This window comes from Polaromonas sp. JS666, from assembly GCF_000013865.1.
GTDB lineage: Bacteria > Pseudomonadota > Gammaproteobacteria > Burkholderiales > Burkholderiaceae_C > Polaromonas.
In genome coordinates this window covers 4,569,669-4,595,625 of sequence record NC_007948.1, presented here as the reverse complement: position 1 = coordinate 4,595,625, position 25,957 = coordinate 4,569,669, and the positions used below count along the sequence as shown (strand labels likewise).

Genomic DNA, 25,957 nt, shown 5'->3' with positions numbered 1-25,957 from the left:
TGCGAGGTGAAGCCTAGAATTCGAGCATTGCTGGAAGACTTCAGCGTAAAACAGTTCAGGTTTGAAACCTGACAGGCGGAGACAAAAATGATTCGATCGATTTCCGTGGTGTACGGAATCTATTTGCTGCTACCCATCGCCCTCCTGATGGTGGGCAGCGTCGGTGGTTCCTGGACCAACTCACTTCTGCCAACCGGAATAACGTCGCAGTGGTATCTTGATCTGTGGAGTGATACCTCCTTTCGCAAGGCGTTCACCACGAGTCTTGTGGTTGCAGGCAGTGCCTGCGTAGTTAACGCATTGATCGCCGTCCCGCTGTCTTATTCCCTCTATCACGGTGCCAAGAACCGAGGTAGCTTCGCTGCAAAGATTGTCAGCGCCATGCCGGTGGCGGTGCCAACCATCACTCTTGGCTTCGGATACATCATTGTCTTCAACAGTGATCTCGCGCCATGGCTGGGCTCGATGCCACTGCTGATTGCCGCGCATGCAGTGCACACATTGCCGTATTTAACAAATACGTTGCTCTCGGATTTGCGTCATCTTGGACTCGAGCGCTTGGAGAACGCCGCGGCAACGCTGGGTGCTTCTGCTTGGCAGCAGTTCACGGGAATCGTCGTACCGAACTTGCGCCAGAGCCTTCTAAGTGGTCTTGTGATGGTTGCTGCCATTTCCATCGGTGAGTTTGGGCTATCGAATTTACTGACGAGTTTTCAGAATCGAACCTACCCAGTCGTGCTACTGCAGGCCTTCTATGGCGCAACGGGTTTTGCTTGTGCAGCTACCGTAATTTTGTTGGTGCTGGCCAGCTTCTCCGCATTCATTTCTTCAACAGTTGTCAAAAAATCATGAGTCTAGTCTTAGAGCAAGTTGGCTTTTCCTATCCGGGCACCAGCCATGGCGTCGAAAACATCTCAATCAATGTAGCGTCTGGGGAACTGGTGGCGGTTATAGGGCCTAGCGGGTCTGGTAAGTCGACACTGCTCAAGCTGATTTCAGGACTGACTACAGGGCACTCTGGATCGATTCTGCTGAATGGTGCTGATCTTTCTCATATGGCAGTTCATCGACGAAATATGGGTATGGTGTTTCAAAGCTATGCCCTATTTCCTCACCTCAACGTTGCCGAAAATGTCTCATACGGACTGAAGCTTCGCAACGTGCCGAAAGCTGAACGTTTAGAACGGGCCAAAAATCTGCTAATACTTGTTGGATTGGACGGTTTTGACTCCCGGAGTGTGACGAAGCTATCTGGCGGTCAGCAGCAGCGAGTTGCTTTGGCGCGAGCCCTAGCGATCGATCCAAGTGCTTTGCTTTTAGATGAACCCCTGTCCGCGTTGGACGCGAGCATTCGCGGACAGCTGCGGGATCAAATCAAGTCGATCCAGCGCCGCTTCAATGCGACGACCCTCTTGGTCACGCACGATCAAGAGGAGGCCCTGACTATGGCTGATCGGGTAGCTGTCATGAAAGACGGAAAGCTTCTGCAATTTGACTCTCCGAAAGAAATATATGAAGCACCAAAGAGCAAAGCGGTCGCGGAATTTGTAGGGCTTTCCACTATCTTTCCGGCCGTTGTGGCCGACAAGGACCTCATTGATGTCGGATTCTGCAAATTGCATGTCGGCACGAACGGCAGGCCGCGCGGCGCAAAACTATTTGCGTTGATGCGCCCTGAGCACTTCGATACTGATCCGCCCGTGGATACCGTGAATCGCCTGACCGGTGCGGTGGGCGTTCAGCGCTACCTTGGATCCATGTTCCGCTATGACTTCCAAATCCCAGATGCGCCTAAGCCGCTTCTGGTCGAGTCGCGCCATTTGGCTGCCGCGTCGATTGCCATTTCACCGAAGCATATTCGCTTGCTTGATACCTAGTCGCTTTTCCACCAACAGGAGATATTCATGAAACGTAGAGATCTTATAAAAGCAGCCAGCTTTGCTGCAGTGGGCTCATTTGGAGTGACCCGCGCTTTTTCATTCGAAGGTCCCGAACTCTACCCGGGTGAAAAAGTCTTGTACGAAGCTGCGGAAAAAGAAGGCTTGGTCGTCTCTTTTGACACGGGGCCGGAATGGGCAAATTGGAAATCACTGTTCCGCGAGTTCAAGAAGCGCTATCCAGAAGTCGAACTCACCTATAACGACCTGGGCTCTGCTGCAACTGTCGTTGCCCTGGAGAAGACGCGCCGCCGGCCTCAGGCAGACACTGCCTACTATTTTGCCGCTTCAGCCGTTGATGCAGTGAAGAAGGATGTCGTCGCACCATTTCAGCCGATTAACTTTGAGAAGCTTCCGGCTGTGTTTCGAGAAGCGAGCGGCAAGTGGTTCACGATCCACACGTTAAATATTGCCTTCCTGGTGAATAAAAAACTCGTCAAAAACTCCCCTACCAGCTGGGCCGACCTGCTTAAACCGGAGTTTAAGAACTCAGTTGTTTACCTTGATCCCCGGACAACAGGCGTGGGCCAAGTGATGGTGTTTGCCGCTGCATACGCGACTGGAGGATCGGTGGATAACGTGAAGCCGGGGATTGATTATCTCGGGCAACTCCATGCGCTAGGTAATGTGCAGCGCGTCGAGGGAACCACCCCTTATGCGAAGTTCCTCAAAGGTGAAATACCTGTGTGGATCAGCTATGAAAACGATGGCCTCAAAGCGAAACACGTGGATGGTATGGGCGATGCCCTAGAAGTCATCATTCCCAAGGAGGCGAGCGTTGCCGCGCCTTACGCCATTAGTCTTGTCAAGAACGCCCCAAATCCGAACAGCGGCAAGCTCTGGCTGAATTTCATCATGAGCGAAGTGGGGCAAGGACTCTTCGCTCAAGGATTCGTTCGTCCTTCGGTCCCAGGTGTGCGGCTAAGCGCGGACATTCAAGCAAAAATGCCGGCTGCACCGCAGCTGCGCCCGCTTGATGTTGTAAAGGCGTCCGAGCGCAAGGCGGAGATTGACCGCCTTTGGGCACAAGCTGTTCTTACCAAGTAATAACCCTTAAGCGGTTTGACTATGAAGCGATATGGCGCTTGGCCCGCATGGCTGTTCATGCTGGCCTTCTTTTTCCTACCCTTGGCAGCACTGGTGCCAGAGGCAATGACAGACGGCGGAACCGCGTTCTCGAGAATATTTTCGGACAACCTGTTCCTGGCCGCTACGCGCAACACGATCGTGCTTGGATTACTTGCCGGCGGATTGTCCGCCGTAGTGGGTACGGCAATCGCTATCGAGCTGGCGCGGCAGCCTGAGCGGCGTCGTCAGTGGATGATGATGCTGTTGGGACTACCACTGGCATTCTCCGGTTTGGTGATCGCTTACGGGTTCATCCTGGCTTTCGGACGTGCCGGTTTTGTTACGCAGATCCTAGCATTCCTAGGAGCGGATCCCGCTCGCGTCGGCGGTTGGATTTACACGGTCTCCGGTCTGGGCTTTGCATACGCCTATTACCTGATACCTCGTGTGGCGCTCTCGCTCTATCCTGTGTTCGCAAATTTTGACGAGCGGCCTTTGCTAGCTGCGCGCACCTTGGGGGCTTCGAAATTTCGAGCATTTGTCGACACGGTCATCCCTGAAGTCGCGCCAACTGTCCTGGCCTCAGCTTGCATGGTGGCCGCCCTGGCGATGGGTACGTACGGGACAGCCCTGGCTTTGGTCGGCACTCAGCTGAACATACTTCCCTTGATGTTGCTTTCGAAGGTGAGCGATGGTGGCTCAGACTTCCCTGCTGCGGCTGCCATGTCGCTGGTCTTGATGGCGATTTGCCTTATTGTTTTAGGAGTCGGTGATGTCATCACAAGTAAGCGCGAGCGAAGCATGCTCGACGCGAGTCATTGAGTTGCTTGGGCGACTCTCAGCGATCCAGCGAAGTCCGAAGCGCTGTATCCAGCCTGTGGGAATTATTGGTCCGGGTGACGGTGGGACTCGTGAATGCGAAGCAGCGTATCGGATCGCCTCTTTGCTGGGTCGAGCAGGGATGGCCGTTGTCTCCGGTGGGCGTGGCGGGGTCATGGAAGCCGCTTCAAGGGGAGCATTTGAGGCTGGCGGCGTAACTATCGGAATTCTTCCCGAAGAAGATACTCGGTGCGCTAATCGTTATCTCAGCGTAGCAATTCCAACCGGCATAGGTGAGATGAGAAACGCGCTAATTGCCCGCAGCAGTATTTGCCTGGTCGCCATCGGTGGTGGTATGGGCACGATTTCCGAGATGGCGCTGGGATTGAAATGGGAGAAGACGGTGTTCTCGTTGTACGAAGATATCCAGCTGCCAGGCGTACAGACCGCGCGAGATATTGATCAACTCCTCGAATGGGTCGCAGCATGGCTTGTATGTCGAGACGCATAGTTTCGCTCGCCGTGGCACTGTTTTTATGCGCCGGCAGCTGGACAGTTGAAGCCGATACGCTTGACAAAGTCAGAGTGAGTAAAGCTCTGCATCTTGGACATCGCAGTGGAAGCATTCCCTTTTCGTATCTGGGAAACACCGGACAACCGATTGGCTACGCGATAGACCTATGCAAGCATCTTGCGGCGGCCATAGCCAAAGAGATTAGGCAACCAGAAATGCAAATCGTCTGGATTCCGATAGGACCCAACGAGCGAAATTCGGCTTTGATGGACGGGTTGATCGACTTGGATTGTGGTGACTCAACCGTTACTGCTCAATCCCAGAAGGTAATTGCCTTTTCCATTCCCATATACCTTGCAGGAACGCGGCTCCTGGTTCCAAAGGCCGCTTCCATTGCCGAAATTGGCACGCTTTCTGGAATGAAGGTGGTGACCACTACCCAATCGGGTAATGAAGCCATGCTCCGTCATGTGCTCGGGCAAACGGGTGTTACCGCCGACGTCGTGGTTGCACGGACTGCCAAGGCGGCGACAGAAGTCTTGACAACTGGGCAAGCCCAGGCTCTCTTCGCCGATGACGCTACCCTCTTTGGCATTCGAAATCTGACCAAAGACCAAGCGCAGTTCACCACGCTTCCAAAAACCTACTCGCTTCGTCCGAAGGCACTTGCTTATCGCAAAGATGATGAAAGGCTTCGGACTCTTGTCACGCGTGAAATCAAAACATTGATCGCATCAGGCCTTATTCAGAGGGCGCATGAGCAGTGGTTTAACTCCCCACTTCCTGACAGCGTGGTTGATCTCAAAACTCCGATCTCCTACCTTCTGCGAGATACATGGAAGACCCCAACCGACGTGTACACCGACTACGCGTACGGCCACCTTCCGGACTAGCATTTCTTTCAACTCCCAGGTCATTGGCTGAGGATATGCGTCGTCAGTTGCGGGGCTGCGCTATTTCCCGGACCTATATCTTCAAAGTGTCACCATGAATCAGCTCGAATCACTCAGGCAATTTACTACTGTCGTTGTCGATACCGGAGATTTCAATGAGATATCACGCTTTCGACCAACAGATGCGACAACCAACCCATCGTTAATTCTGAAGGCAGTCCAGCAGCAAGAATATCGAAGCTTGTTGGATTCAACAGTCAGTGCTGAAAAAAAACAACCGCTCGACCTCGTCATGGATCAGCTACTGGTTCGATTCGGTTGCGAAATCCTCAAGTTGGTCCCGGGACGGGTATCAACCGAGATCGATCCACGCTTAAGCTTTGATGCCAACGCCACCGTGGCTCGCGCAGAGAGAATCATCGCCTTGTACGAGGCTAACGGCATCGCGCCAGAGCGAGTGCTGATCAAAATTGCCTCGACGTGGGAAGGCATCCAGGCCGCGGCCCAGCTTGAGAGCCGAGGTATTCATACGAATCTGACGCTTCTGTTCTCGCTAACCCAGGCGGTCGCTTGCAGCCAGGCAAAGGTAAAACTCATCTCCCCATTTGTCGGTCGAATATACGACTGGCACCGCAAGCAAGCGGGGGCAGCTTGGAACGAAGGCGAGGGCTTGGGGGTGACCGATCCAGGCGTGCAGGTTGTCCGTCAGATATTCCATTACTACAAAAAGTTTGCAATCCCGACGGAAGTAATGGGCGCTAGCTTCAGAAACCTCCACCAAATCCGTAGTTTGGCTGGTTGCGATCTGCTAACGATCAGCCCGCAGCTTCTGGCGCAACTTGAGTCCCATGATGAGCCTTGCAGTATTCATCTCGCCGCGAGTGATGCGGACGACGTAGCGCTAGCGCCGCTGGCTTGCGACGAAGCAAGCTTCCGCTTTGCAATGAATGAAGATGCCATGGTGACCGAGAAGCTGGCGGAGGGAATCCGCCTGTTTTGTAGAGATCTTCAGGCACTTGAACAGATTATTGCCGGCACTACTTCCGTCCCCGCATGAGCAGGCGGATTGCCAAGGATCTGCAATAGCACTGCAGCTGCCCAATAAAAATCTTACTGAACCTCAGGCAACCGACAATGACTGCTTCATCCCTCTCTCTTATGGCCAATGCAATACGGGCGCTCGCTATCGACGCCGTGGAGCGCGCCAACTCGGGCCATCCAGGCGCACCCATGGGCATGGCTGACATGGCGGCTGCCTTATGGACTCGTCATCTAAAGCACAACCCGAGCAATCCAAACTGGTTCAATCGCGACCGATTTGTGTTATCCAACGGCCATGCGTCAGCGCTCCTTTATGCTGTTCTGCATCTGACTGGCTACGAACTTTCTATCGAAGATATAAAGAACTTCCGGCAGATCCACAGCAAAACTCCGGGTCATCCAGAGCTCGGCATTACCCCAGGCATCGAAACCACAACCGGGCCGCTAGGGCAAGGTCTTGGTAATGCGGTCGGTATGGCATTGTCCGAGAAGCTATTGGCAAATGAATTTAATCGACCGGGATACACCGTTATCGATCACAACACGTACGTCTTTCTTGGCGACGGTTGCTTGATGGAAGGCATTAGTCACGAAGTGGCAGCTTTAGCCGGCGCGTGGAAGCTCAACAAACTAGTCGCGCTATACGACGATAACGGAATCTCGATTGATGGCAAGGTAGAACCATGGTTTCCTGAAGACACAGCTGCGCGGTTCGCTGCATACGGGTGGAATGTTCTTGGCCCCATCGACGGCCACGATGGTGAACTCGTGGCGGAAACTATCCGGTGTGCACGGCGGTCGAACACCCAACCGACATTAATTATCTGCAAGACGCAAATCGGAAAATACTCGCCCAACCGAGCCAATACACCAAAAGTTCATGGCGAACCATTGGGCGCCGAAGAAATACAGTTGACCCGTGACGCTATGGAATGGACAGATAAACCGTTCCACATCCCAGCCGATGTCTATGCAGCATGGAATGCTAGAGATAAAGGCCATACGGCGGAATCCCTTTGGGACGCGCAATTCGCCTCCTATGAAGCCATATATCCTGATTTAGGTGCTGAGCTGTACCGGCGGATGCGCGGAGATCTGCCGAACGCTTTTGGGAAACTGGCCCATGAGGCCATCGAAAAATCTTGCAACCGGGCCGATAGCGTCGCTTCCCGCAGAGCGTCCCAATTGGCATTGGAAGAATTTACTGCAAAGTTACCTGAGATGCTGGGAGGTTCAGCGGATCTCACCAGTTCAAATCTTACAAACACCAAGTCTACGAGTAGCTTGCGCTTCAAAACAGATGGACAGGTTGAAGCTTGCTCCAACGGCAAAGGGGTGGAAGTACCTGGCCGACATATTAACTATGGCGTCCGTGAGTTCGGCATGGCATCTATCATGAATGGGATTGCGCTGCATGGCGGGCACATACCTTACGGCGGGACTTTTTTAACGTTCAGTGATTACAGTCGCAACGCTTTGCGAATGGCCGCGCTCATGAAGCTGCGAGTCATTCACGTGTTCACTCACGACTCGATAGGCCTCGGTGAGGATGGACCCACCCACCAACCGGTAGAACATGCCGCAAGCCTGCGCTTAATCCCAAACCTTGACGTGTGGCGCCCCGCAGACACTGTCGAGGCGACAGTTGCGTGGGCGGTGGCGCTTCAGAATAAATCTCAGCCTACGGCGTTGCTTCTTAGTCGGCAGTCCCTCAAATTTCAGCCCAAAACTGAGACAGATGACGTTTGCAAAGGTGGCTACGTCCTTAAAGACCCACCAGAGACTGGAGTCGGCAGGCCCTTGGAGGCAGTACTGATTGCTACTGGTTCAGAAGTCCAGCTTGCCTTACGCGCGCAAGTATTGCTAGCAGACGCCGGGATTTTGACCAGGGTCGTCTCCATGCCGAGCACGACGACATTTGATAAACAAAGCTCGCACTATAAGTCCCTGGTGTTACCCAGCAGGTTGCCGCGAATTGCGGTTGAAATGGGTGTTTCGCACGGCTGGTGGAAATACGGTTGTTCTGCTGTAGTCGCAATAGATACCTACGGGGAGTCGGCTCCCGCCGAAGTGCTATTCAATCACTTCGGATTTACGCCTCAGGGTGTCGCGAGTGTTGTGCGCGAGGTCATTTCTAAGCCGCAGCTGTCTCAGCTGGCGCCGTTGACATCATGAATGCTTATTAGGAGTGACAGGCTATACCTGTTGTCAATAAGGCCGATGAGCGCCTGCTGACGGATTTGACGTTCTACGAGTTCAGTAGATCCAAGTTTCGAGGGTAACTTCGGGTCAGGTTTTCGTGGAAGCTTAGCACTTAGCTACGAACAATTAGGTGCGCGGGCACCATCTTACGAATCTCCCGGCGAGCATGATCAATGAACGGCTTGAGGATAAGTGTGGATGAATTGCGTTCCGAAATGACGAGAGAGTAATCATTGACGTGCTCAACCTCAAATGGAATAAACTTCAGCAAGCCCCCCGTGTAAAAACTTGCCGTCAGCGGATCAATGATGGAGACACCGGCGCCCGCTTCGACCAACTTGGTGATGACGGCAGAAATCGGGGTCTCGACGTTGATGCGGCGATTCACACCGTACGACAGCATCAGCGAATCAATCTTGGTGCGCGCATCCATCAAGGGCGGGTAGGAGATGAAGCTCTCACCTTCGAAATCCTCCGGGCGTAAAACTTGGCGACTTGCAAGGCGGTGGTGGATTGGCACTACGCCGACAGACTTCGCTGACACCAAGATTTCGCTGTTGCCGTGGCGCGTTGTACGCATGGGCATGATGGCGAACCCTAAATCGCAGCGATTACTCTGAACCATGTCGATTACGATGGACGAACTGTGCATATGCATGGACACCAGGGCATCGGGATGTTCGCGCGTAAAACTTGCTATCGCGTGGGGCAGGAAGGTGAGCGCCATGGATGGGGCAGCAGCGATTTCGAGGTGCCCGAGCTTCAGCGCCTTGATATTGGATGCCGCGTTAGCAATGCGCTCGATTCCTACCAAAGACTGATGCACGTCTTTGAACAGCAGCGCGGCCTCTGGAGTCGGCACCAGGCGTCCCTTAGTGCGCGTAAAGAGAGGGATTGCGATGCGTTCCTCAAGATCGGCAATCAGGCGTGTCACTACAGGCTGGGTGACCTCGAGCATTTCCGCCGCCCCCGTGACTGACCTTCGCACCATGACGGCGCGAAACGCTTCGAGGTGGCGTAGTGTGATTCTTTGATCCATAGTCGTAGTACTTTCCGGCCACGTGGCCTATTCGTCACCGGCATGCGTCCTGTATCGTGTCAGCAGCGGACTCTAGATATTGCAGGAGATCTCTTGCGGGTGCACTCAGTCGGGTATCGCCCAATGCCATGGCCTGTACTTGGTACGGCAAGCTTGGACGCAGCGGTAAAGTGGCGCCGCCTCGTAAACGATGCAGATTCCCGGTAAATGGATCGACCACGGAGATTCCGAGCCCCCGCAGTACGAGTTCGCTGACTGAGAGTGACAGTCCTGCCTCTGCCATGATGTCGAGTTCTCCGCCGACCCCGTTCAACATGACCTCAAGCCGCTTTTGAAGTGGGCCCGTAAGCGCTACGAAGGGCCTTCCAGTCAACTGCTGGAGCTCGACGTAGTCCCACTCGTCGGGCAGTCCACCAGCTGCAGCGATGCAGACGCAGTTGGCAGTGAACTCCGCGACGGTCTCCACCTCGCCGAGCGCTAGTCCGTGAGCGGCAAAACCGATGTCTGCCTGACGATTTCGGACACGGCCAGCCACTTCGATTGAGGAGGCGATGTCGAGGCTTACAACCACGTTCGGGTACTTCTGCCGAAGGAAATAGATCGCTTCAGGCATGATCGAATGACCGATAGCTGGTAACGCGCAGATCGACAGCCGTCCCATTCGTTGTTTTCGTAACTGCTCGGAAAAGCGGGCGATGTCTTCAAGCCCCAGGAAGGACTGTTGTACTTTCGTCATGAGCGCAAGGGCTTCTTCCGTCGGTTTCACTGTTCGACCGTGCTTGACGAAGAGCTGGTAACCCACGATTTTCTGAAGCTCTGCTATGACGCGACTCATCGACGGCTGCGACATGCCTAGAGCATCTGCTGCCGCACTAATCCCGCCGTTGATGATGGCCGCGCGGAACGCTTCGATCATCCGGTGGGTGGGTACTTCTGTTGGCATAACGACCTTGTTGATCAACTTAACCTATAGCCTGTGTGCATGATTCGCCAGACGCCGCGCGATGGTTAGTGTGTGCGTTTTTCCGGAAAATCCTCGATTCAATCCCATGGCAGTTTAGGAGATAGCATCCCCGTGTTACATATGTTCCTCAGTCGGCCGGACATGAATATAAGCTCCGCCAAGACGAACCATTCACCTTCCTCCCGTAATATGAATGCGGTGCTCGTAGGCGGCGGAATTCATGAGCGCAGTATCGCCTTGAACTTGGCGAAGAGGGGCATCGACTGCGTGGCTCTTGAGAAAGACTACGTGGCTCGACACGCATCGGAGGTGAACTGTGGAGGTGTGCGCACGCTCGGCGGCGATATACCTGCGGTTTCACTGGCTCTCAGGCCGTTGAAGCCCGTCGGCCTTGGCGCGCTTGCGGCGATCGACACCGTGGATGCGGCCTCATGAGTACGAAGGCTATCAACACCCTTGTTGTCGGCGGTGGCTTGCACGGACTGTCGGCCGCGCTGCATCTGGCCCGTGCTGGCCGCCGCGTCGTGATTCTAGAACGGTCGTGGGTTGGCCGCCATGCCTCCGGCGCGACAGCGGCCGGGGTCCGCACACTCAACCGCCATCCGGCCGAGATTCCGATCTCGCTGGAATCCATGGACATGTGGCACAACATCGAGTCTATCGTTGCCGGTGATTGTGGCTTTCATGCTCATGGTCAGATCAACGTTGCTGAATACCCGGATCATCTGCCTGCCCTGGAGACGCGTTTCGCGATGATGCGGGACGCTGGGTACCGGCATGAGGAACTGGTCGATCGGGCAGAGTTGCTGAGGCTCGTTCCTGCGATCTCGCCCCACTGCATGGCTGCGCTGATTGCCCGACGTGACGGCGCAGCTGATCCGCATCGGACCTTGCAGGCGTTCCGCCGCAGCGCGGAGGCCGCGGGCGTTACGATCCACGAAGGTCTCGGCGTCACGGCGATCGAGCGGGCAGGCTCCGACTGGCGAGTCCGTACCGACGCTCGGGATTTCGTGGTGCCGACCGTCGTCAATGCCGCCGGGGCCTGGGCGGGAAAGATCGCGGCCATGTTGGGCGACGAAATCCCACTCGGCCATAAGGCCTCGATGATGGTCGTGACGGAGCGCATTGCGCCGCTCCTCAGGCCGGTCGTCAGCGTCGTCGGGCGGCCGCTCTCCCTGAAGCAGTCCGACCAGGGAACCCTGGTAATCGGGGGAGGGCTTCAGGGCAGCGCTGACATCGAAGCGCAGAAAAGTTTCGTCAATTTCACCGAACTCGCCAAAGGCGCGCGGGCGGCGACCGATCTCTTTCCCTCCATCGGGCCAGTGCGAATCGTGCGTGCCTGGACGGGCATGGAGGCGAAAACAGATGACTATCTGCCCGTGATCGGCGCCTCGCCGAACGCGAGCGGCGCCTATCACGCTTTCGGGTTCTCCGGCCACGGTTTCCAGCTCGTTCCGGTGGTTGGCGCCATCTTGGCCGACCTCATCGTCCGCGGTGGCACCAACAGACTGATAGAGGGTTTCTCTGCGGATCGGCTCATGCAACAGCGAGCCGCCGCATGATACACGCCCTTATGCCCGAAACCACGACCTGCTAACGCATTGGGATTCAATCGGCAGTATCGATTCACGCCGCACACGCCCAGATCGATTTTGCCTTCAAGATTGAGGCCATCGGCCGGCCTTCGCTCGCTGCCACCAAGAGTCCTCTGGCGGACAGCGGCAACCTATCGGAATTTTCCCTCGCTCTCGCTTGTGTCCATAACCACCGCACCCATGCTGGCGCGCTTATTGACGCGGCCCTTGGTTACCGCTGCGATGGCGCCGGCGCGTCAGGCTCGGCCCCCAGAGGCCAGATTTGGAGATGTTCGAAGCCGTCGCTGGCACGCCGCGGGCCGGTTCTCGGTAAGGCCTATGGCGAAACGATCACGGTTGTCGGTTGGTTCCGCGTTAGCGGAGCCGGAGACGAGTTCGGAGTAGAAATGGTCCGCCCCGAGAACGCCGATGCACCTCCATGCCTGGGAGAAAGCAGTTGCGCTAAGTGAGTCCCAGCAGGCACGGTTATATACACATAGCAATCCTGGATGAATACAGGTTTTGTTGCACATTGTTCCCACATGGCAGCAGTTTTAGCATTAGCCGCAATGGATTCACAACAAGCACGATCGACGATCACGTGTGTCACCACAGACTGGGTGACCTCAAGCATTTCCGCTCGCCCGGTGACAGTCCTCCGCACCATCATGGCGTGAACGCTTCAAGATGGCGTAGCTTGATTCCAAGCTCAATAGCATTAAGACATTGATGTATTTCAAAATGCTATTTTTATGAAGATTATGAAAATAAAAATATAACAAAATCAACCATCTATTTCAGATTGGCACATCTATTGCTGAATGACATTGCTCGTGGTTTTTACCATTCCAAAAAGCGCCGCAGCTCAGTAACATGAATGACATTCAGACGCATAACCACACGAATTCCGTGTGATGTTCTTCCACCTTTTTCTAGGAGCAAAGACGATGAAACTTCCTGTTCTCACCATTAAGACGACCGCGTTTGCCGCCCTCTTGGCGTTCAGTGGCATCTGTCCGCCTGCGTTCGCCCAAGCTAAGGACCGCCCTGTGCTTAGCATCAGTTCGGACGCAACAGATATCTCAACGCTCGACCCGCACCGCGCGACAACTTCGGACGACAAGGGCGTCGCGTCGCAAGTGTTCAACGGCCTGGTGCGCTTTCCACCGGGCAGCGCCGATCCAAAAGAGCTTCAGCCCGATCTCGCGGAAAAGTGGCAATCATCCCCCGACAAAAGGACTTGGACGTTCTATCTGCGCAAGGGTGTGCAGTTCCATGGTGGATATGGCGAGGTGAAGGCCGCTGACGTTGTGTATTCGTTCATGCGTGCAGCCGACAAAGGTCGATCCAGTTTTGCAGCGAACTTCGAAGTCATCGAAAAAGTTGAGGCGCGGGACGACTACACCGTGCGTTTCTTGCTGAAGTATCCGGACGCCGCGTTCCTCGGTCGCGTATCGAATTACCACGCTGGCAACATCGTTAGTCAGGCGGCGGCCGAAAAACTCGGGGACAGATTCGGTCAGTCACCGATCGGCACCGGTCCATTTGCATTCAGCGAACACGTTACGCAGCAATATGTGAAGTTGGTCGCTAACGACGCGTACTTCCGTGGCGCGCCAAAACTGGCCGCCATTACCTATCGCATGATTCCGTCGGACAGCGCGCGTGAACTGGCGTTTACGTCCAAAGAAGTCGACATGATGAGTGGTAAGCGGGAGCAACGCTGGGTGGACGGCGCGAGCAAACGCGGCATGAAGGTCGATGTCTTTGACCCTGCCGAGTTCCGTACGCTTCACATCAATCGCACCATTAAGCCCTTGGATAATCTGAAGGTGCGCCAGGCAATCGCTGCGGCGGTCAACGTGGACGAAATCCTGAGGTATGTCGGCAAAAGTGTGGGCGACAAAGGCTGCTCGATCATCCCCAACGGCTATCTAGGCGAGGATTGCAGCGCGGGGGGCTACACCTATGACGTTGCGCGCGCCAAGAAATTGTTGACCGAAGCCGGTTTTCCTAACGGAATTTCTATCAAGTCGGTGGTGTCGAACGTCTCTGCGCAGCAACCCATCATGCAAATTGTCCAGTCACAGCTGGCCAAAGCCGGCATCAAGCTGGAAATGGAGGTCGTGGACCATGCGACCTATCAAGCCAAAAGCCGGAAAGACCAAAGCGCATTGGTGTTCTATGGCGCGGCTCGTTTTCCTATCGCAGATGTCTGGCTCACGGAGTTCTACGACTCGGCCGCCTCCATTGGGGCGCCTAAGGCAATTTCCAACTTCTCGCATTGCTCCGTGGGTGACGACGCCATCCGGCAGGCGCGCATTGAGCCTGATGCGCAGAAGCAGCTGGCATTGTGGAAACAAGCGCAGCAAAAGATCCATGCGGATGTCTGCTCCGTGCCGCTCTTTGGCCTGAAGCAAGTGTGGGTGCATAGCGACCGCGTGAACTACGGCTATACGCTGAAAGGCGCCCTGAACCTACAGCCGCCCATCACCGAACTGGCGACCGTTACGCGGAGCGCACCTTGAGTCTCAAAGTCGTCCATCCCTTGCCCTTTGGTCAATTACTTGGAGTCCAGAGCGGCAGCCCTATGAACCGCAATTCGAAAGATTGTGGTCGGAGTGGTGGCGTGCAATGCATGCGAAAGGCCGGGCTTCACCATGTCTCATGAGTATGACGTGATTGTGGCGGGAGCCGGCATGGTTGGCGCCGCCATAGGGTATGGGCTGGCTGGACAGAACCGCCGCGTGCTGATGCTGGATGGTGCAGACACGGACTTCCGCGCCGCGAAGGCCAACTTCGGCCTGGTCTGGGTGCAAGGCAAAGGGCATGCCCAGCCGGAGTACCAGCGCTTGACGCTCTTGGCTGTCAAGGCTTGGCCCGAATTTGCGGAGCGGCTAGAAGCAGACAGCGGCGTAGCGCTCGCCTACGAGTGCAAAGGCGGTTTGCATTTTTGCATGAGTGACGATGAACTGTCTGCCCGTGCCGCAAGCCTTGATGCATGGCACGCCCAAACACCGGAATTCGCGCCTTCAACTTGCATCTTGAACCGCAGCGAGCTGCAACGCTTCTTTCCTACCATGCGTCTGGGCGAGGAGGTGGCTGGTGCTAGCTTGGGAGAGTTGGACGGTCAAGTCAATCCGCTGCGCTTGCTGGTCGCATTGCACACGGCTTTCTTGCGGCGGGGCGGACAGTTACGCAGCGGCCATACGGTGACCGCCATCAACGCGCTGCCAGGCGGTGGCTTTGAGGTCAGAGCCGGTGAGTACCAGGCGCGTGCCCAACGCGTGGTCATCGCCGCTGGTTTGGGTTCATCTGCGCTTGGCGCAATGGTCGGACTGGATGTGCCATTGCGGCCACAACGTGGCCAACTCCTTGTGACTGAGCGCTTAGCTCCCTTGTTGCCCCTACCGGCCAGTGGCCTTCGTCAGACAGCCGAAGGCACCGTCATGATCGGCGTGACCCAGGAAGAAGTGGGCTACGACGTGGGCACAACATCCCAGGCTGCGGTGCGCATGACACAAAGGGCCTTGCGCATCTTGCCGGATTTGGCCGGAGCCCGATTGGTGCGTCAGTGGTCCAGCCTACGGATCATGACGCCGGATGGCAGTCCCGTGTATGCAAGCTCCCCTTTCTACCCCGGTGCGGATATCGCGCTGTGCCATTCGGGCGTGACGCTGGCCTCGTTCCACGCGGGCACCTATGCCCGTGCGCTGGCTGGCGGCTCGCTGCCCGACACCCTGAATGTTTTTCACCATGAGCGTTTCAATGTTCAAAAAGCTGCATGAGTCCGGCGCTTGCGCGCTGACTTTCTATATAGACGGCCACGCCGTCGCCGCTGAAAGCGGCGAAACCGTGGCCGCCGTGCTATTGCGCCAGCAGACGCCAGTCTGTCGGACCACACCCGTGCATGAAAGCCCGCGAGCACCGTACTGCATGATGGGCGTGTGCTTCGATTGCCTGGCCATCATCGACGGCGTGGCGTCCACGCAGTCTTGTCTGGTCACGGTGCGCGAAGGCATGCGCGTGGAACGTCAGTTCGGCCGCCGGAGTGTGACGCCATGACGCGCGAATTCGATGTAGTAGTGATCGGAGCGGGGCCAGCTGGCATGAGCGCGGCTATCGGCCTCAGGGGTCAGGGACTCTCCGTGCTGGTAGTGGACGAGCAGCCTGCGCCTGGTGGCCAGATCTGGCGCGCGGTAGAGGCTGTAGCGCCCACTCCCACAGGCAGGCTGCTGGGTGACGAGTACCGCGCTGGCGCCGGTCTAGCCGGCCGCTTCCGCGGTTGTGGTGCCGTTTATGAACCGCAAACACAGGTCTGGCAGATCGAGCCGGGCTGGCATGTCTACATGACACGCGACGGGCGGGCCGAAGTGGTGCGCGCCAATCACGTCGTGCTGGCGTTAGGTGCGCAGGAACGGCCGACACCGTTCCCGGGCTGGACCCTGCCGGGCGTGTTGACTGTTGGCGCGGGCCAGATCCTGTTGAAGACCTCGCGCGAGGTGCCATCAGAGCCCGTGTGGGTAGCGGGCAGCGGGCCTCTGCCGCTTTTGTACATGGCACAGTTGCTGCGCGCGGGCGGCAAGATCGCAGGCTGGCTGGACACGTCGCCGCCAGGCGGCTGGCGTCGCGCTTTGCCTTGGGCGGGCGCCGCTCTGGCGGGCTGGGGCGAGATCAGCAAGGGCCTGGCTTGGCTGCTCGAGATCAGGGCAGCGGGAGTTAAACACGTGCGCGGCGTTACCGCTGTGCGGGCGCTGGGCGATGGCCATTTACAAGAAGTGGAATACACGCAGGCCGATGGAAGAACAGTGCGCGCGCCGGCCAGTGTGCTGTTGTCGCATGAAGGCGTTTTGCCGTCCATCCACATGACGCAAGCACTTGGGTGCGAGCACAGCTGGAACGCGCAGCAGGTGTGCCTCATGCCAGACCTGGATGACTGGGGACAGACCAGCAAGCCAGGCGTGTATGTGGCAGGTGACGGCGCGAATATTGGCGGCGCGAAAGCGGCGTGTGTACGCGGCGAACTGGTCGCGCTTGGCATCGCCAAGCGCGCTGGGCGTCTCTCACCGGAAGTAGCCGCCGCACATGCCGCGCCGCTTCGGCGGAAGCTGAGTGGGCTGTTGCGCCTGCGCCCCATGTTGGACGCCCTATATCCACCTCGGGCCAGCATCTTTTCTCCGCCTGATGAAACAATCGTTTGCCGCTGCGAAGAGCTGACAGCGGGCGAAATTCGCAAGGCGGCCGCGATCGGCCAGCCAGGACCCAATCAGATTAAAGCATTCACCCGCGCCGGCATGGGTCCGTGCCAAGGCCGTCAATGCGGCTATACGGTCGCGCACATCATCGCGGCCATACAGAACCGTCAAGTTGCGGAGGTGGGCTTCTACCGCATTCGCCCGCCACTCAAACCGCTGACGCTCGGAGAGTTGGCATCCCTGGAGCAACCATCATGATGCGATATGCCATCAAGCGCCTGCTATTGGCCATCCCCACACTTCTGGCCATGTTGACCGCAGTTTTCATCCTGGTGCGTTTGGTGCCGGGAGATCCAGCCGCAGTTATGTTGGGCGACCAGGCCAGCGCGGAAGCGCTCGAGGCCTTGCGCAAGCAACTGGGCCTGGATTTGCCTGTTCACCTTCAGTACCTGAGTTTCCTGCGCGACATGCTGTCGGGAAATTTTGGGGTGTCCATGACCAGTGGAAGAACCGTTCTGCACGAAGTGTCGCTGGTGTTGCCCTGGACGTTGCAATTGACCGCCGCCTCCCTCTTGATCGGCGCGGTCTTCGGCCTGCCGCTGGGAATATGGGCTGCGCTGCGCCGCAACGCATGGCCTGACTACCTTGGTCGCGTGCTTTCCCTTATTGGACTGTCGTTTCCCGCTTTTGTGTCCGCCATCCTGATGTTGCTGGTCTTTGCCGTCGAGTTGCGCTGGTTCCCGGTCATCGGCAACACGGGAGCGCGCACCTTTACGCAGCAACTGCACAACCTGGCGTTGCCCGCCTTTAACTTGGGACTGATCATGACGGCTTATGTCATGCGGGTCACGCGGTCGTCGATGCTGGGTGTGATGGGCGAGGACTATATCCGCACCGCGCGTGCCAAGGGCGTTCGGCCGATGCGGCTGATCCTGCGGCACGGTCTCCGCAACGCGTTGATCCCCATCGTGACGGTGGTAGGCCTGTACTTTGGCACGTTGATCGGCAACTCGGTGCTGACGGAGATTGTCTTTAACCGACCGGGCCTCGGCAAGCTCATCCTCGGCGCGCTGAACTCGCGGGACTACACCTTGCTGCAAGGGCTGATGGTGGTGTTCGCGTCATGCGTGATCGTGGTCAATCTTCTGACAGACCTGGTTTATGGTTTGGTCGATCCAAGGGTGAAATACAAATGAGTACCGTTAGTATCGTTGCTGCCTCTGCAGTCGTTAAGCCGAACTCCGTGTGGCAAGCCTTGCGCAAGAACCGGATGTCCTGGATAGGCATAGGACTGTTGATGTTGATCGTGGTTGCTGCGGTGTTCGCGCCTTGGCTTGCTCCATACGATCCGTTCCAGCAGAACATTGCCTACCGACTTGAACCGCCGTCTGCGGAGTTCTGGCTGGGCACTGACAGTTATGGCCGAGACGTGCTGTCGCGCCTTATCTACGGCTCGCGCGTGTCGTTGTTGGTCGGGTTTGTCGCAATCCTAATTGCCATGTGCATCGGCTCGGCGCTAGGCATCCTGGCAGGATACTTGGGCGGGATCGTCGATCAGGTTGTCATGGGTTTGGTTGACGTCATGCTCTCATTTCCTACCTTGTTGTTGGGAATCATGGTGGCCGCCATGCTGGGCGCCAGTCTGGAAAACCTAATCATCGCCATTGCGATCACAGAGATAGCGCCTTTTATTCGAGTGGCACGGGCTCCAACCATCGCGCTGAAGCAACGCGACTTCGTGGAGGCGGGTAGAGCGCTGGGCTTTGGGCCGATTCGCTTAATGGGCGTGCACATACTGCCCAATATGGTGTCAGACGTGGTGGTACTCGGATCGTTGTGGATGGCTTCCGCGATCCGCACCGAGGCTTCACTCAGCTTCGTCGGGCTCGGCGTGCCGCCGCCGGTCGCAACCTGGGGCAGCATGATCCGCGAAGGGTTCGAGCACATCCTGGACGCCTGGTGGCTGACAGTGTTTCCCAGCTTGGCCATCTTGTTAACAGTTCTGGCACTCAATTTACTAGGCGATGCTTTACGCGACGCCATAGACCCAAAACTTCGTTCGGAGCGTGCATGAATCCCTCTCCTGTTTCCCAACCTCCGGTCCTGGAGCTTCGTGACCTGCGCACGGAGTTTCGCGTGGGCGGCGCATGGCATGCCGCAGTACGCGAAGTGTCGCTGCAAGTATCGGCTAATGAGACGCTTGCCGTGGTCGGCGAGTCAGGCAGCGGCAAGAGTGTGACGGCGCTGTCGGTGCTGCGACTTTTGCCCGAGTCCGCTGCACGCCATGGTGGCGGGCAGATTCTGTTGGACGGCGTTGATCTGACCATGTTGTCCGAGAAGCAGATGACAAAGCTGCGCGGTGAAGCGATTGCCATGATCTTTCAGGAGCCAATGACCTCACTGAATCCCACTATGACTGTGGGCGACCAAATTTCCGAAGCTATCCAGCAGCATCGCCACCTGTCCAGGAAAGAGGCACGCCGGCTTGCATTAGAGGTGCTGGAAGAAGTGAAGATCCCCGCTGCCGCCAAGCGCTTTGACGACTATCCACACCAGTTCTCCGGTGGAATGCGCCAGCGTGTGATGATCGCGATGGCGTTGGCTTGCAAGCCCCGCGTTCTGCTGGCCGACGAGCCGACCACCGCGCTCGATGTGACTATTCAGGCGCAGATCCTCAGCCTCTTGTCCGAATTGAAGACCGCACACGGCATGGGCGTGGTGTTCATCACCCACAACCTGGGAGTTGTGGCGCAGATCGCCGACCGGGTGGCCGTGATGTATGCCGGCGAAGTTGTAGAGACTGCCGACGTTCAGACCTTGTTCGCCCGGCCCATGCATCCCTACACGGAAGCGCTCTTGCGCGCCATGCCAAGGGTGGACGCGAGCGCAGTGCTTGAATCCATTCCAGGCGGTGTGCCAGCCATCAACGCACTACCCAAAGGTTGCGCATTTGCACCGCGCTGTCGCCTAAAAGAAGCGCGCTGCGAGGCCGAACGGCCAAATTTGATGCGCATTGGTACTTCGCACCAAGTACGCTGCGTGGTTCGCGTTGAACAATATGGAGACATGGCATGAGCGATCTTCTGCAAGTGCGAAATCTGGTCAAGCGCTTTGAAAGCGGCGGCGGCTGGCTGGGTGGAGCCAAGCAAGTCGTGCGGGCGGTGAACGACGTGTCATTCAGTGTGGGCCGCGGCCAGTCGCTGGGATTGGTGGGCGAGTCCGGCTGCGGCAAATCCACCGTAGCGCGGACCCTGCTGCGTCTGATCGAACCTGACGAAGGCAACATTTTCTTTGATGGCCAGGACATACGCCAAGCCAGCGTGTCTGATATGCGCGCGCTGCGCCGTCGTATTCAGATTGTGTTCCAGGATCCGTACGCCTCGCTCAATCCGCGCCGCACCGTTCGGCAGGCGCTGAGCGAGCCTCTTTTCGTTCACAAACTGGGCAACGCTGAACAGATTTCCGCGAAGGTGGAGCAGACCATCGACGAAGTGGGCTTGCCGCGAACTGCACTGGACCGCTATCCACACGAGTTCTCGGGCGGGCAGCGCCAGCGTATCGGTATCGCTCGCGCTTTGGTGCTGGACCCGGAGCTGATCGTGGCAGACGAACCTGTTTCCGCGCTCGACGTGTCCGTGCAGGCGCAAATCCTGCAACTACTGGAACGCCTGAAGCGCGACCGCGGTCTGTCGTTCGTGTTTGTCTCGCACGACCTGGGGGTAGTTCGCCACTTCTGTGAATCGGTTTGTGTGATGTATCTGGGCCGCATCATCGAACAAGGCCCGACTGCACAGGTGCTGGATAGTCCGCTGCATCCCTACAGCCGCGTGTTGCGCGATTCCTCTCCGGTGCCAGATCCAGCGGCGCGGGTACGCCTGTCGAAGATCATGGGCGAAATTCCGGCGCCGACGAATCTGCCTTCTGGCTGCACTTTCCATCCACGCTGTGCCCGGGCACGCCCGGATTGCGAGTCGCGAGTGCCGACTATGGAGGGTATCGGGCCAGGACGTGCAGTGGCTTGCTTTTATCCGTTGGTAAAGGATCCTGCAGGTCGATTAATAACTCCGTAGCGCCGCTACCGCTTGATTCGCGCGGCCACCCCAGCATAAGAGCACCTCTTCGAGGCGAGCACAGCCATGAACTGGCCATGTGCGGGAATTTCTTCACTCAAAAAAAGGAAAGTCAGATGAACGACATCACTCGTATCGCTACCACCAAGCGCCGCAGCAGCGTCGTGGTCTACAACGGCATCGTCTTCGTAGGCGGGCAAACCGCCGATGACCGAAGCCAGGACATCCGCGGCCAGACCCGGCAGACCCTGGAAAAGATAGACAAGTTTCTCGCCGAGGCTGGTACCGACAAGAGCCGCTTGCTCACCACGCAGATCTGGCTCAAAGATATCAAGAATGACTTCGTGGGCATGAATGAGATCTGGGATGCATGGACTCCGCCTGGCGCGACGTCCACCCGTGCCACTGCCCAGTGCGAGATGGGAGCACCCGACGTTCTTATAGAGATGATCGTCACTGCGGCCATCGCAAAAAAGGAAGTAGCATAAATGAAGGCGGTCGACTATGTGATCGCGTGTCGAGCGCTCCTCATCGCCGCATGTATTGGCCTTGTCGGGCCGGTATTTGCTCAGGAGTCCATCCTCCGCATCGGAAGTGATGCGATTGACATCACTACTCTGGATCCGCACCGCACGGCGGTGTCGGAAGAAAAGGGCTTGATTAGCATGATCTTCGGTGGCTTGGTGAGATTTCCACCCGGTTCCGCTGACCCCGAGAAAATAGAAGGTGATTTGGCCGAGAGCTGGCAGGCTTCTGCTGATGGACTGACCTGGACATTCAAGCTGCGTCACGGTGTGCAGTTCCACCGCAACTATGGCGAGGTGAATGCGGAGGATGTGGTTTATAGCCTAATGCGCGCAGCCGATCCAAAGCGGTCCTCGTTTTCGTCTACCTTTGAGCCGGTGAAGGAAGTGAGCGCGCTCGATTCGCATACGGTGCGCATACAGCTCAAGGCGCCAGTACCCAGTCTGCTGGGACTGGTTGCCAACTACCACGGCGGAATGGTCGTAAGCCGCAAGGCCGACCAGGATCTGAAAGACGCGTTCAAATTGAAGCCAGTTGGCTTTGGGCCCTTCGAGTTCGTTGAACATCAGAAACAGCGCGAGGTGGTGCTGAAGGCGCACGACAAGTATTTCCGTGGGAAGCCGAAGATAGAGCGCATCGTTTACCGATTCATCCCCTCCGAGGCCGTCCGGGGGCTAGCGTTCGCTACTGGCGAGCTTGACCTGGTCGCCGGCCAGCGCGATCAGCGCTGGGTGCAGCGGGCCCGGCTCTGGGCGCCGCCTAAGGACCAATCGTCCGTCAAAGTCGATGTCTTCGGACCAGGTGAATTTCGTACCCTGATGCTCAATCGGCGCATCAAGCCGCTGGACGACCCGCGTGTTCGGGAAGCCGTAGCACGCGCCGTGGATGTGCAGGAACTAGTTCACTTCGTCGGCGCGGATATCGTCAAGCCTGGCAGATCTGTCATTCCGCCAGGCTACGCAGGTGAGGTAGACGTTGGGCCAAAGTTTCCTTATAACGTCGGCAAGTCAAAAGCTTTGCTGACGGAAGCCGGCTACGCCAACGGCATCACCCTAAGGGCGGTAGTGTCCAGTACCGCCTCGCAACTGTCGGTTATGGATGTGGTGCAGAAACAGCTCAAGCGCGCGGGCATCAACTTAACCATGGACGTGGTCGAGCACGCCGCTTATCACGCGCAGATCCGCAAGGACGTGAGTGCAATCGTCTTCTACGGCGCTGCTCGATTCCCGGTGGCCGATTCCTACCTCACAGAGTTCTATCACTCCCGCTCCGAGATCGGCGCACCTACTCAGGTTACCAATTTCTCCCACTGCAATGCAGCCGACAAGGAAATTGATGCGGCGCGCGCAACCCCAAATGCGGCTGCGCGAAGCTCGCTTTGGCGCGTGGCACAGGTGAAGATCAACGCAGATCTCTGCGCCATCCCGCTATTTGATCTGCAGCAGGTCTGGGCCCGTCGCGGTGCGCTCGACTATGGAGTGCCTCTTGAGGGCGCAATGAACCTCTTTCCGCCGATCAACGAAAAATCGACACTGAAGAAATGATCGCTACGAGCAGTACCTGAGTGGTGAACTGCGATCTCGCCGTAATCGGTTGCGGGGTCGACGGCTTCAGTTGCGTACTACTCGGCCGCGTGATCAGTGGGTTGCCGAACTGAATATAAGTAAAACGCAATCTGCTGATTTTTATTTGGCTTGGCTCTTGCCCCAATTATCTGTTGTGTCTGTTGTGGGCCTTGGATTCAACCGGTCGATGCAACAAGTTGGCTGAATCGTTCAGCGGGCGTTTCGTAGTTTAGAGTTTTCCTTGGGCGTTCGTTCAGTTTTCTCGCAATTGCATTTAACTGTGCCTGTGAGTAATTCGAGATATCGATTCCCTTGGGGAAATACTGCCGCAATAGTCCATTCGTATTTTCATTGCTCCCACGCTGCCAAGGACTCTGGGGATCACAGAAGTAAACGCTGATGTCGGTGGCCAATGTGAAACGTTTGTGGTCAGCCATTTCTTTGCCCCGATCCCAAGTCAACGACTTGTAGAGTTCCTGGGGCAACTTGCGAGCGTTTTTGATAAGTGCATTGATGACCGTCTGGGTATCTTTACTTGCAACCTTCACCAGCATCACGTAACGCGTCTGCCGCTCAACCAGTGTCGCAATCTGGGTGTTAAGGTTACCAAACAGCAAGTCGCCTTCCCAGTGGCCTGGTACGGCCCGATCCTCCACCGAGGCTGGACGCTCGCTGATGGACACGGCGTTGGTGATCTTGCCGTGGTTGTCTGTCTTCTGGGTGTGGTGGCGCGAACGGCGCATGGCCCTGGTGCGTCTCAAATGTTGCAGTAGTTCCTTCTTCAATGCGCCTCGGGCTTGAATGAACAGACTGCGGTAGATGGTTTCGTGTGACACGTGGTAGTCCTCGTCGCACGGGTAAGTATGCTTGAGCCATCCTGCAATTTGCTGGGGAGCCCACTGACGTTGGAGCTTGCCTGCCACGACGCGCGCCAAGATTCGGTTCTGAGCCAGCTTGCAGCGTTTGGGACGATGTGCTCTATCCCATGCAGCCTGGTCGGCCTGGGTCGCACGGTAGCTGCCTTGGCCACCGTTGCGCTTGATCTCACGGCTGACGGTTGACGGAGCTCGCCCAAGTTGGGAAGCAATTGACCGGATCGACTGTCCCGCCACCAATGCGCGTGATATCTCTTCCCGTTCGGCCAAGCTCAAAGCAAATTGGGAACGACAGCGTTGTGCCGGGCGTATGCCACCAGTCTCAGCCAGGATGCGACTGACAGATGAGTGGTTTCGATCAAACAACTGGGCAATCTGTTGAAGGGATTCGCCCTTCTTCCAGCGTTCCCACATCAGAGCCTTCTGGCTCTCTGAATAGTAAATCCTTGTTCTGTACTTCATCTGCAACACTCCTACTGCTCACGCAGTATTTAATGTGTTGCATCGACCGGTTGAATCCAAGGCATATAGCAGGCTTTCACGCCTTCATGGCAAAAAAAAAGGAGCCCATCGTGGTTGATTACATTGGTATTGAAAGTATTCAGAAAATTGTGGCCAGATCGGGCCCTGCTGCCTTCATCGAGGGCCTTGCACACGAGATCGAGTCTGATTACCGCCGCTGGAAAGAGTTTGACAAGTCAGCGCGTCACGCAATTCATTCGCCCGTCGGTGTGATCGAGCTAATGCCGACCAGCGACGGGCGCATGTATTCCTTCAAATACGTTAACGGCCACCCCAAAAACACCGAAGTCGGCTTGCTGACCGTGACAGCTTTTGGCGTGCTCGCTGACGTGGATACCGGCTACCCGTTGCTGCTGTCAGAGCTGACGATTACCACCGCACTGCGCACCGCCGCTATGTCAGCGTTGGCCGCCAAGTGGATGGCCAGACCCGACAGTCGCGTGATGGCGTTGATTGGTAATGGGGCGCAAAGCGAGTTCCAGGCGATTGGTTTTCACCGTATGGTCGGAATTCGCGAAGTTCGTTTGTTTGACATTGACGTCAAGGCCAGCGAGAAGCTGGCCCGTAACCTTGCCGGCATGAGCCTGGAAGGCCTGAAGGTAGTGATCTGCAACTCGGCGCTTGAGGCCGTAAAAGGCGCCGACATTGTGACCACGGTCACCGCCGACAAATGCAATGCCATCATCCTGACGCCCGAAATGATTGAGCCCGGTATGCACATTAATGCCGTTGGCGGTGACTGCCCTGGCAAGACCGAGCTGCACGCTGACATTTTGCTCAGAAGCGATGCGCGTGTGATCGTTGAATACGAGCCTCAGTCGCGTATTGAAGGCGAAATCCAGCAACTGTCCGAAGATTTCAAGGTAAACGAATTTGCAGATGTGTTGAACGGCACGGCAATTGCACGCGCCACGCCGCTCGAGGTCACGATTTTTGACTCGGTAGGTTTCGCACTTGAAGATTACTCAGCCCTTTGCTACCTGCAAAAACTACAAACTGATGCCAAAGGCCGCCTGCAAATTGATCTGATCCCACACCTTGACAACCCGAAAGACCTTTTTGGCTTGCTGGCTGTAGGCGGTAGCAAATCAGTGGCCAAAACTCCGCAAGATACGATCACCGGAACACCTCTCGAAATGGCGCGGTGATGAAAT

23 protein-coding genes are annotated in these 25,957 nt (G+C 56.7%); 20 read left to right on the top strand and 3 right to left on the bottom strand.

Annotated features, from left to right (window positions below; all coding sequences use genetic code 11):
* Window positions 1-87 precede the first annotated feature (87 nt).
* From BPRO_RS21770 to tkt, 8 genes are all read left to right on the top strand, one after another.
* Window positions 88-852 carry an ABC transporter permease gene (locus tag BPRO_RS21770; protein ID WP_011485234.1) on the top strand — a complete coding sequence of 255 codons (765 nt, stop codon included), beginning with the start codon at window positions 88-90 and terminating at the stop codon, window positions 850-852.
* Window positions 849-1,877, top strand: coding sequence for an ABC transporter ATP-binding protein (locus tag BPRO_RS21765; RefSeq protein WP_011485233.1), 1,029 nt, complete (start codon window positions 849-851; stop codon window positions 1,875-1,877). The genes BPRO_RS21770 and BPRO_RS21765 overlap by 4 nt, the downstream gene beginning before the upstream one ends.
* 27 nt (window positions 1,878-1,904) lie before the next feature.
* Window positions 1,905-2,984: an extracellular solute-binding protein gene (locus tag BPRO_RS21760; RefSeq protein ID WP_011485232.1), complete on the top strand. Its 1,080-nt coding sequence runs from the start codon at window positions 1,905-1,907 to the stop codon at window positions 2,982-2,984.
* A 21-nt stretch (window positions 2,985-3,005) separates the two neighbouring features.
* Window positions 3,006-3,827: an ABC transporter permease gene (locus BPRO_RS21755; protein ID WP_011485231.1), complete on the top strand. Its 822-nt coding sequence runs from the start codon at window positions 3,006-3,008 to the stop codon at window positions 3,825-3,827.
* Window positions 3,778-4,335 carry a TIGR00725 family protein gene (locus BPRO_RS21750; RefSeq protein ID WP_041389008.1) on the top strand — a complete coding sequence of 186 codons (558 nt, stop codon included), beginning with the start codon at window positions 3,778-3,780 and terminating at the stop codon, window positions 4,333-4,335. Before BPRO_RS21755 ends, BPRO_RS21750 begins: the two co-directional genes overlap by 50 nt.
* Window positions 4,320-5,231, top strand: a complete 912-nt coding sequence (locus BPRO_RS21745; protein ID WP_011485229.1) for an amino acid ABC transporter substrate-binding protein — start codon at window positions 4,320-4,322, stop codon at window positions 5,229-5,231. Before BPRO_RS21750 ends, BPRO_RS21745 begins: the two co-directional genes overlap by 16 nt.
* 94 nt (window positions 5,232-5,325) lie before the next feature.
* The gene (gene tal / locus BPRO_RS21740) at window positions 5,326-6,288 is read left to right on the top strand and encodes a transaldolase (RefSeq protein ID WP_011485228.1); all 963 of its coding nucleotides are present in this window, start codon (window positions 5,326-5,328) and stop codon (window positions 6,286-6,288) included.
* Window positions 6,289-6,365: 77 nt separating this feature from the next.
* The gene (gene tkt, locus BPRO_RS21735; RefSeq protein ID WP_011485227.1) at window positions 6,366-8,447 is read left to right on the top strand and encodes a transketolase; all 2,082 of its coding nucleotides are present in this window, start codon (window positions 6,366-6,368) and stop codon (window positions 8,445-8,447) included.
* A gap of 139 nt (window positions 8,448-8,586) precedes the next feature.
* Here tkt and BPRO_RS21730 read toward each other — a convergent pair whose 3' ends face one another.
* Window positions 8,587-9,513: a LysR substrate-binding domain-containing protein gene (locus tag BPRO_RS21730; RefSeq protein WP_011485226.1), complete on the bottom strand. Its 927-nt coding sequence runs from the start codon at window positions 9,511-9,513 to the stop codon at window positions 8,587-8,589.
* A gap of 34 nt (window positions 9,514-9,547) precedes the next feature.
* Entirely contained in the window at window positions 9,548-10,474 is a 927-nt protein-coding gene (locus tag BPRO_RS21725; RefSeq protein WP_232291444.1) for a LysR family transcriptional regulator, read from the bottom strand.
* 434 nt (window positions 10,475-10,908) lie between these two features.
* On the opposite strand from BPRO_RS21725, the gene BPRO_RS21715 reads away from it, so the two are divergent.
* From BPRO_RS21715 to BPRO_RS21665, 11 genes are all read left to right on the top strand, one after another.
* Entirely contained in the window at window positions 10,909-12,039 is a 1,131-nt protein-coding gene (locus BPRO_RS21715) for an NAD(P)/FAD-dependent oxidoreductase (RefSeq protein WP_011485223.1), read from the top strand.
* A 959-nt stretch (window positions 12,040-12,998) separates the two neighbouring features.
* Window positions 12,999-14,579: an ABC transporter substrate-binding protein gene (locus BPRO_RS21710; RefSeq protein ID WP_011485222.1), complete on the top strand. Its 1,581-nt coding sequence runs from the start codon at window positions 12,999-13,001 to the stop codon at window positions 14,577-14,579.
* A 132-nt stretch (window positions 14,580-14,711) separates the two neighbouring features.
* A complete protein-coding gene (locus BPRO_RS21705) occupies window positions 14,712-15,839 on the top strand; it encodes an NAD(P)/FAD-dependent oxidoreductase (RefSeq protein WP_011485221.1) in 1,128 nt (375 codons plus the stop codon).
* The gene (locus tag BPRO_RS21700) at window positions 15,820-16,116 is read left to right on the top strand and encodes a (2Fe-2S)-binding protein (protein ID WP_011485220.1); all 297 of its coding nucleotides are present in this window, start codon (window positions 15,820-15,822) and stop codon (window positions 16,114-16,116) included. Before BPRO_RS21705 ends, BPRO_RS21700 begins: the two co-directional genes overlap by 20 nt.
* Window positions 16,113-17,504, top strand: coding sequence for an NAD(P)/FAD-dependent oxidoreductase (locus BPRO_RS21695; RefSeq protein WP_011485219.1), 1,392 nt, complete (start codon window positions 16,113-16,115; stop codon window positions 17,502-17,504). Before BPRO_RS21700 ends, BPRO_RS21695 begins: the two co-directional genes overlap by 4 nt.
* 26 nt (window positions 17,505-17,530) lie before the next feature.
* The gene (locus BPRO_RS21690; protein ID WP_232291443.1) at window positions 17,531-18,442 is read left to right on the top strand and encodes an ABC transporter permease; all 912 of its coding nucleotides are present in this window, start codon (window positions 17,531-17,533) and stop codon (window positions 18,440-18,442) included.
* Window positions 18,439-19,320: an ABC transporter permease gene (locus tag BPRO_RS21685; RefSeq protein ID WP_011485217.1), complete on the top strand. Its 882-nt coding sequence runs from the start codon at window positions 18,439-18,441 to the stop codon at window positions 19,318-19,320. Before BPRO_RS21690 ends, BPRO_RS21685 begins: the two co-directional genes overlap by 4 nt.
* The gene (locus BPRO_RS21680; RefSeq protein ID WP_011485216.1) at window positions 19,317-20,321 is read left to right on the top strand and encodes an ABC transporter ATP-binding protein; all 1,005 of its coding nucleotides are present in this window, start codon (window positions 19,317-19,319) and stop codon (window positions 20,319-20,321) included. Before BPRO_RS21685 ends, BPRO_RS21680 begins: the two co-directional genes overlap by 4 nt.
* A complete protein-coding gene (locus tag BPRO_RS21675) occupies window positions 20,318-21,316 on the top strand; it encodes an ABC transporter ATP-binding protein (protein WP_011485215.1) in 999 nt (332 codons plus the stop codon). The genes BPRO_RS21680 and BPRO_RS21675 overlap by 4 nt, the downstream gene beginning before the upstream one ends.
* Before the next feature lie 116 nt (window positions 21,317-21,432).
* Window positions 21,433-21,804, top strand: a complete 372-nt coding sequence (locus BPRO_RS21670; RefSeq protein WP_011485214.1) for a RidA family protein — start codon at window positions 21,433-21,435, stop codon at window positions 21,802-21,804.
* Window positions 21,805-23,385: an ABC transporter substrate-binding protein gene (locus BPRO_RS21665; RefSeq protein ID WP_011485213.1), complete on the top strand. Its 1,581-nt coding sequence runs from the start codon at window positions 21,805-21,807 to the stop codon at window positions 23,383-23,385.
* 197 nt (window positions 23,386-23,582) lie between these two features.
* On the opposite strand, the gene BPRO_RS21660 is transcribed toward BPRO_RS21665, so the two are convergent.
* The gene (locus BPRO_RS21660) at window positions 23,583-24,743 is read right to left on the bottom strand and encodes an IS30 family transposase (RefSeq protein WP_011485212.1); all 1,161 of its coding nucleotides are present in this window, start codon (window positions 24,741-24,743) and stop codon (window positions 23,583-23,585) included.
* Window positions 24,744-24,853: 110 nt separating this feature from the next.
* Here BPRO_RS21660 and BPRO_RS21655 point away from each other — a divergent pair, with 110 nt between their 5' ends.
* A complete protein-coding gene (locus BPRO_RS21655) occupies window positions 24,854-25,951 on the top strand; it encodes an ornithine cyclodeaminase (RefSeq protein ID WP_049764286.1) in 1,098 nt (365 codons plus the stop codon).
* The last annotated feature ends 6 nt before the right edge of the window (window positions 25,952-25,957 follow it).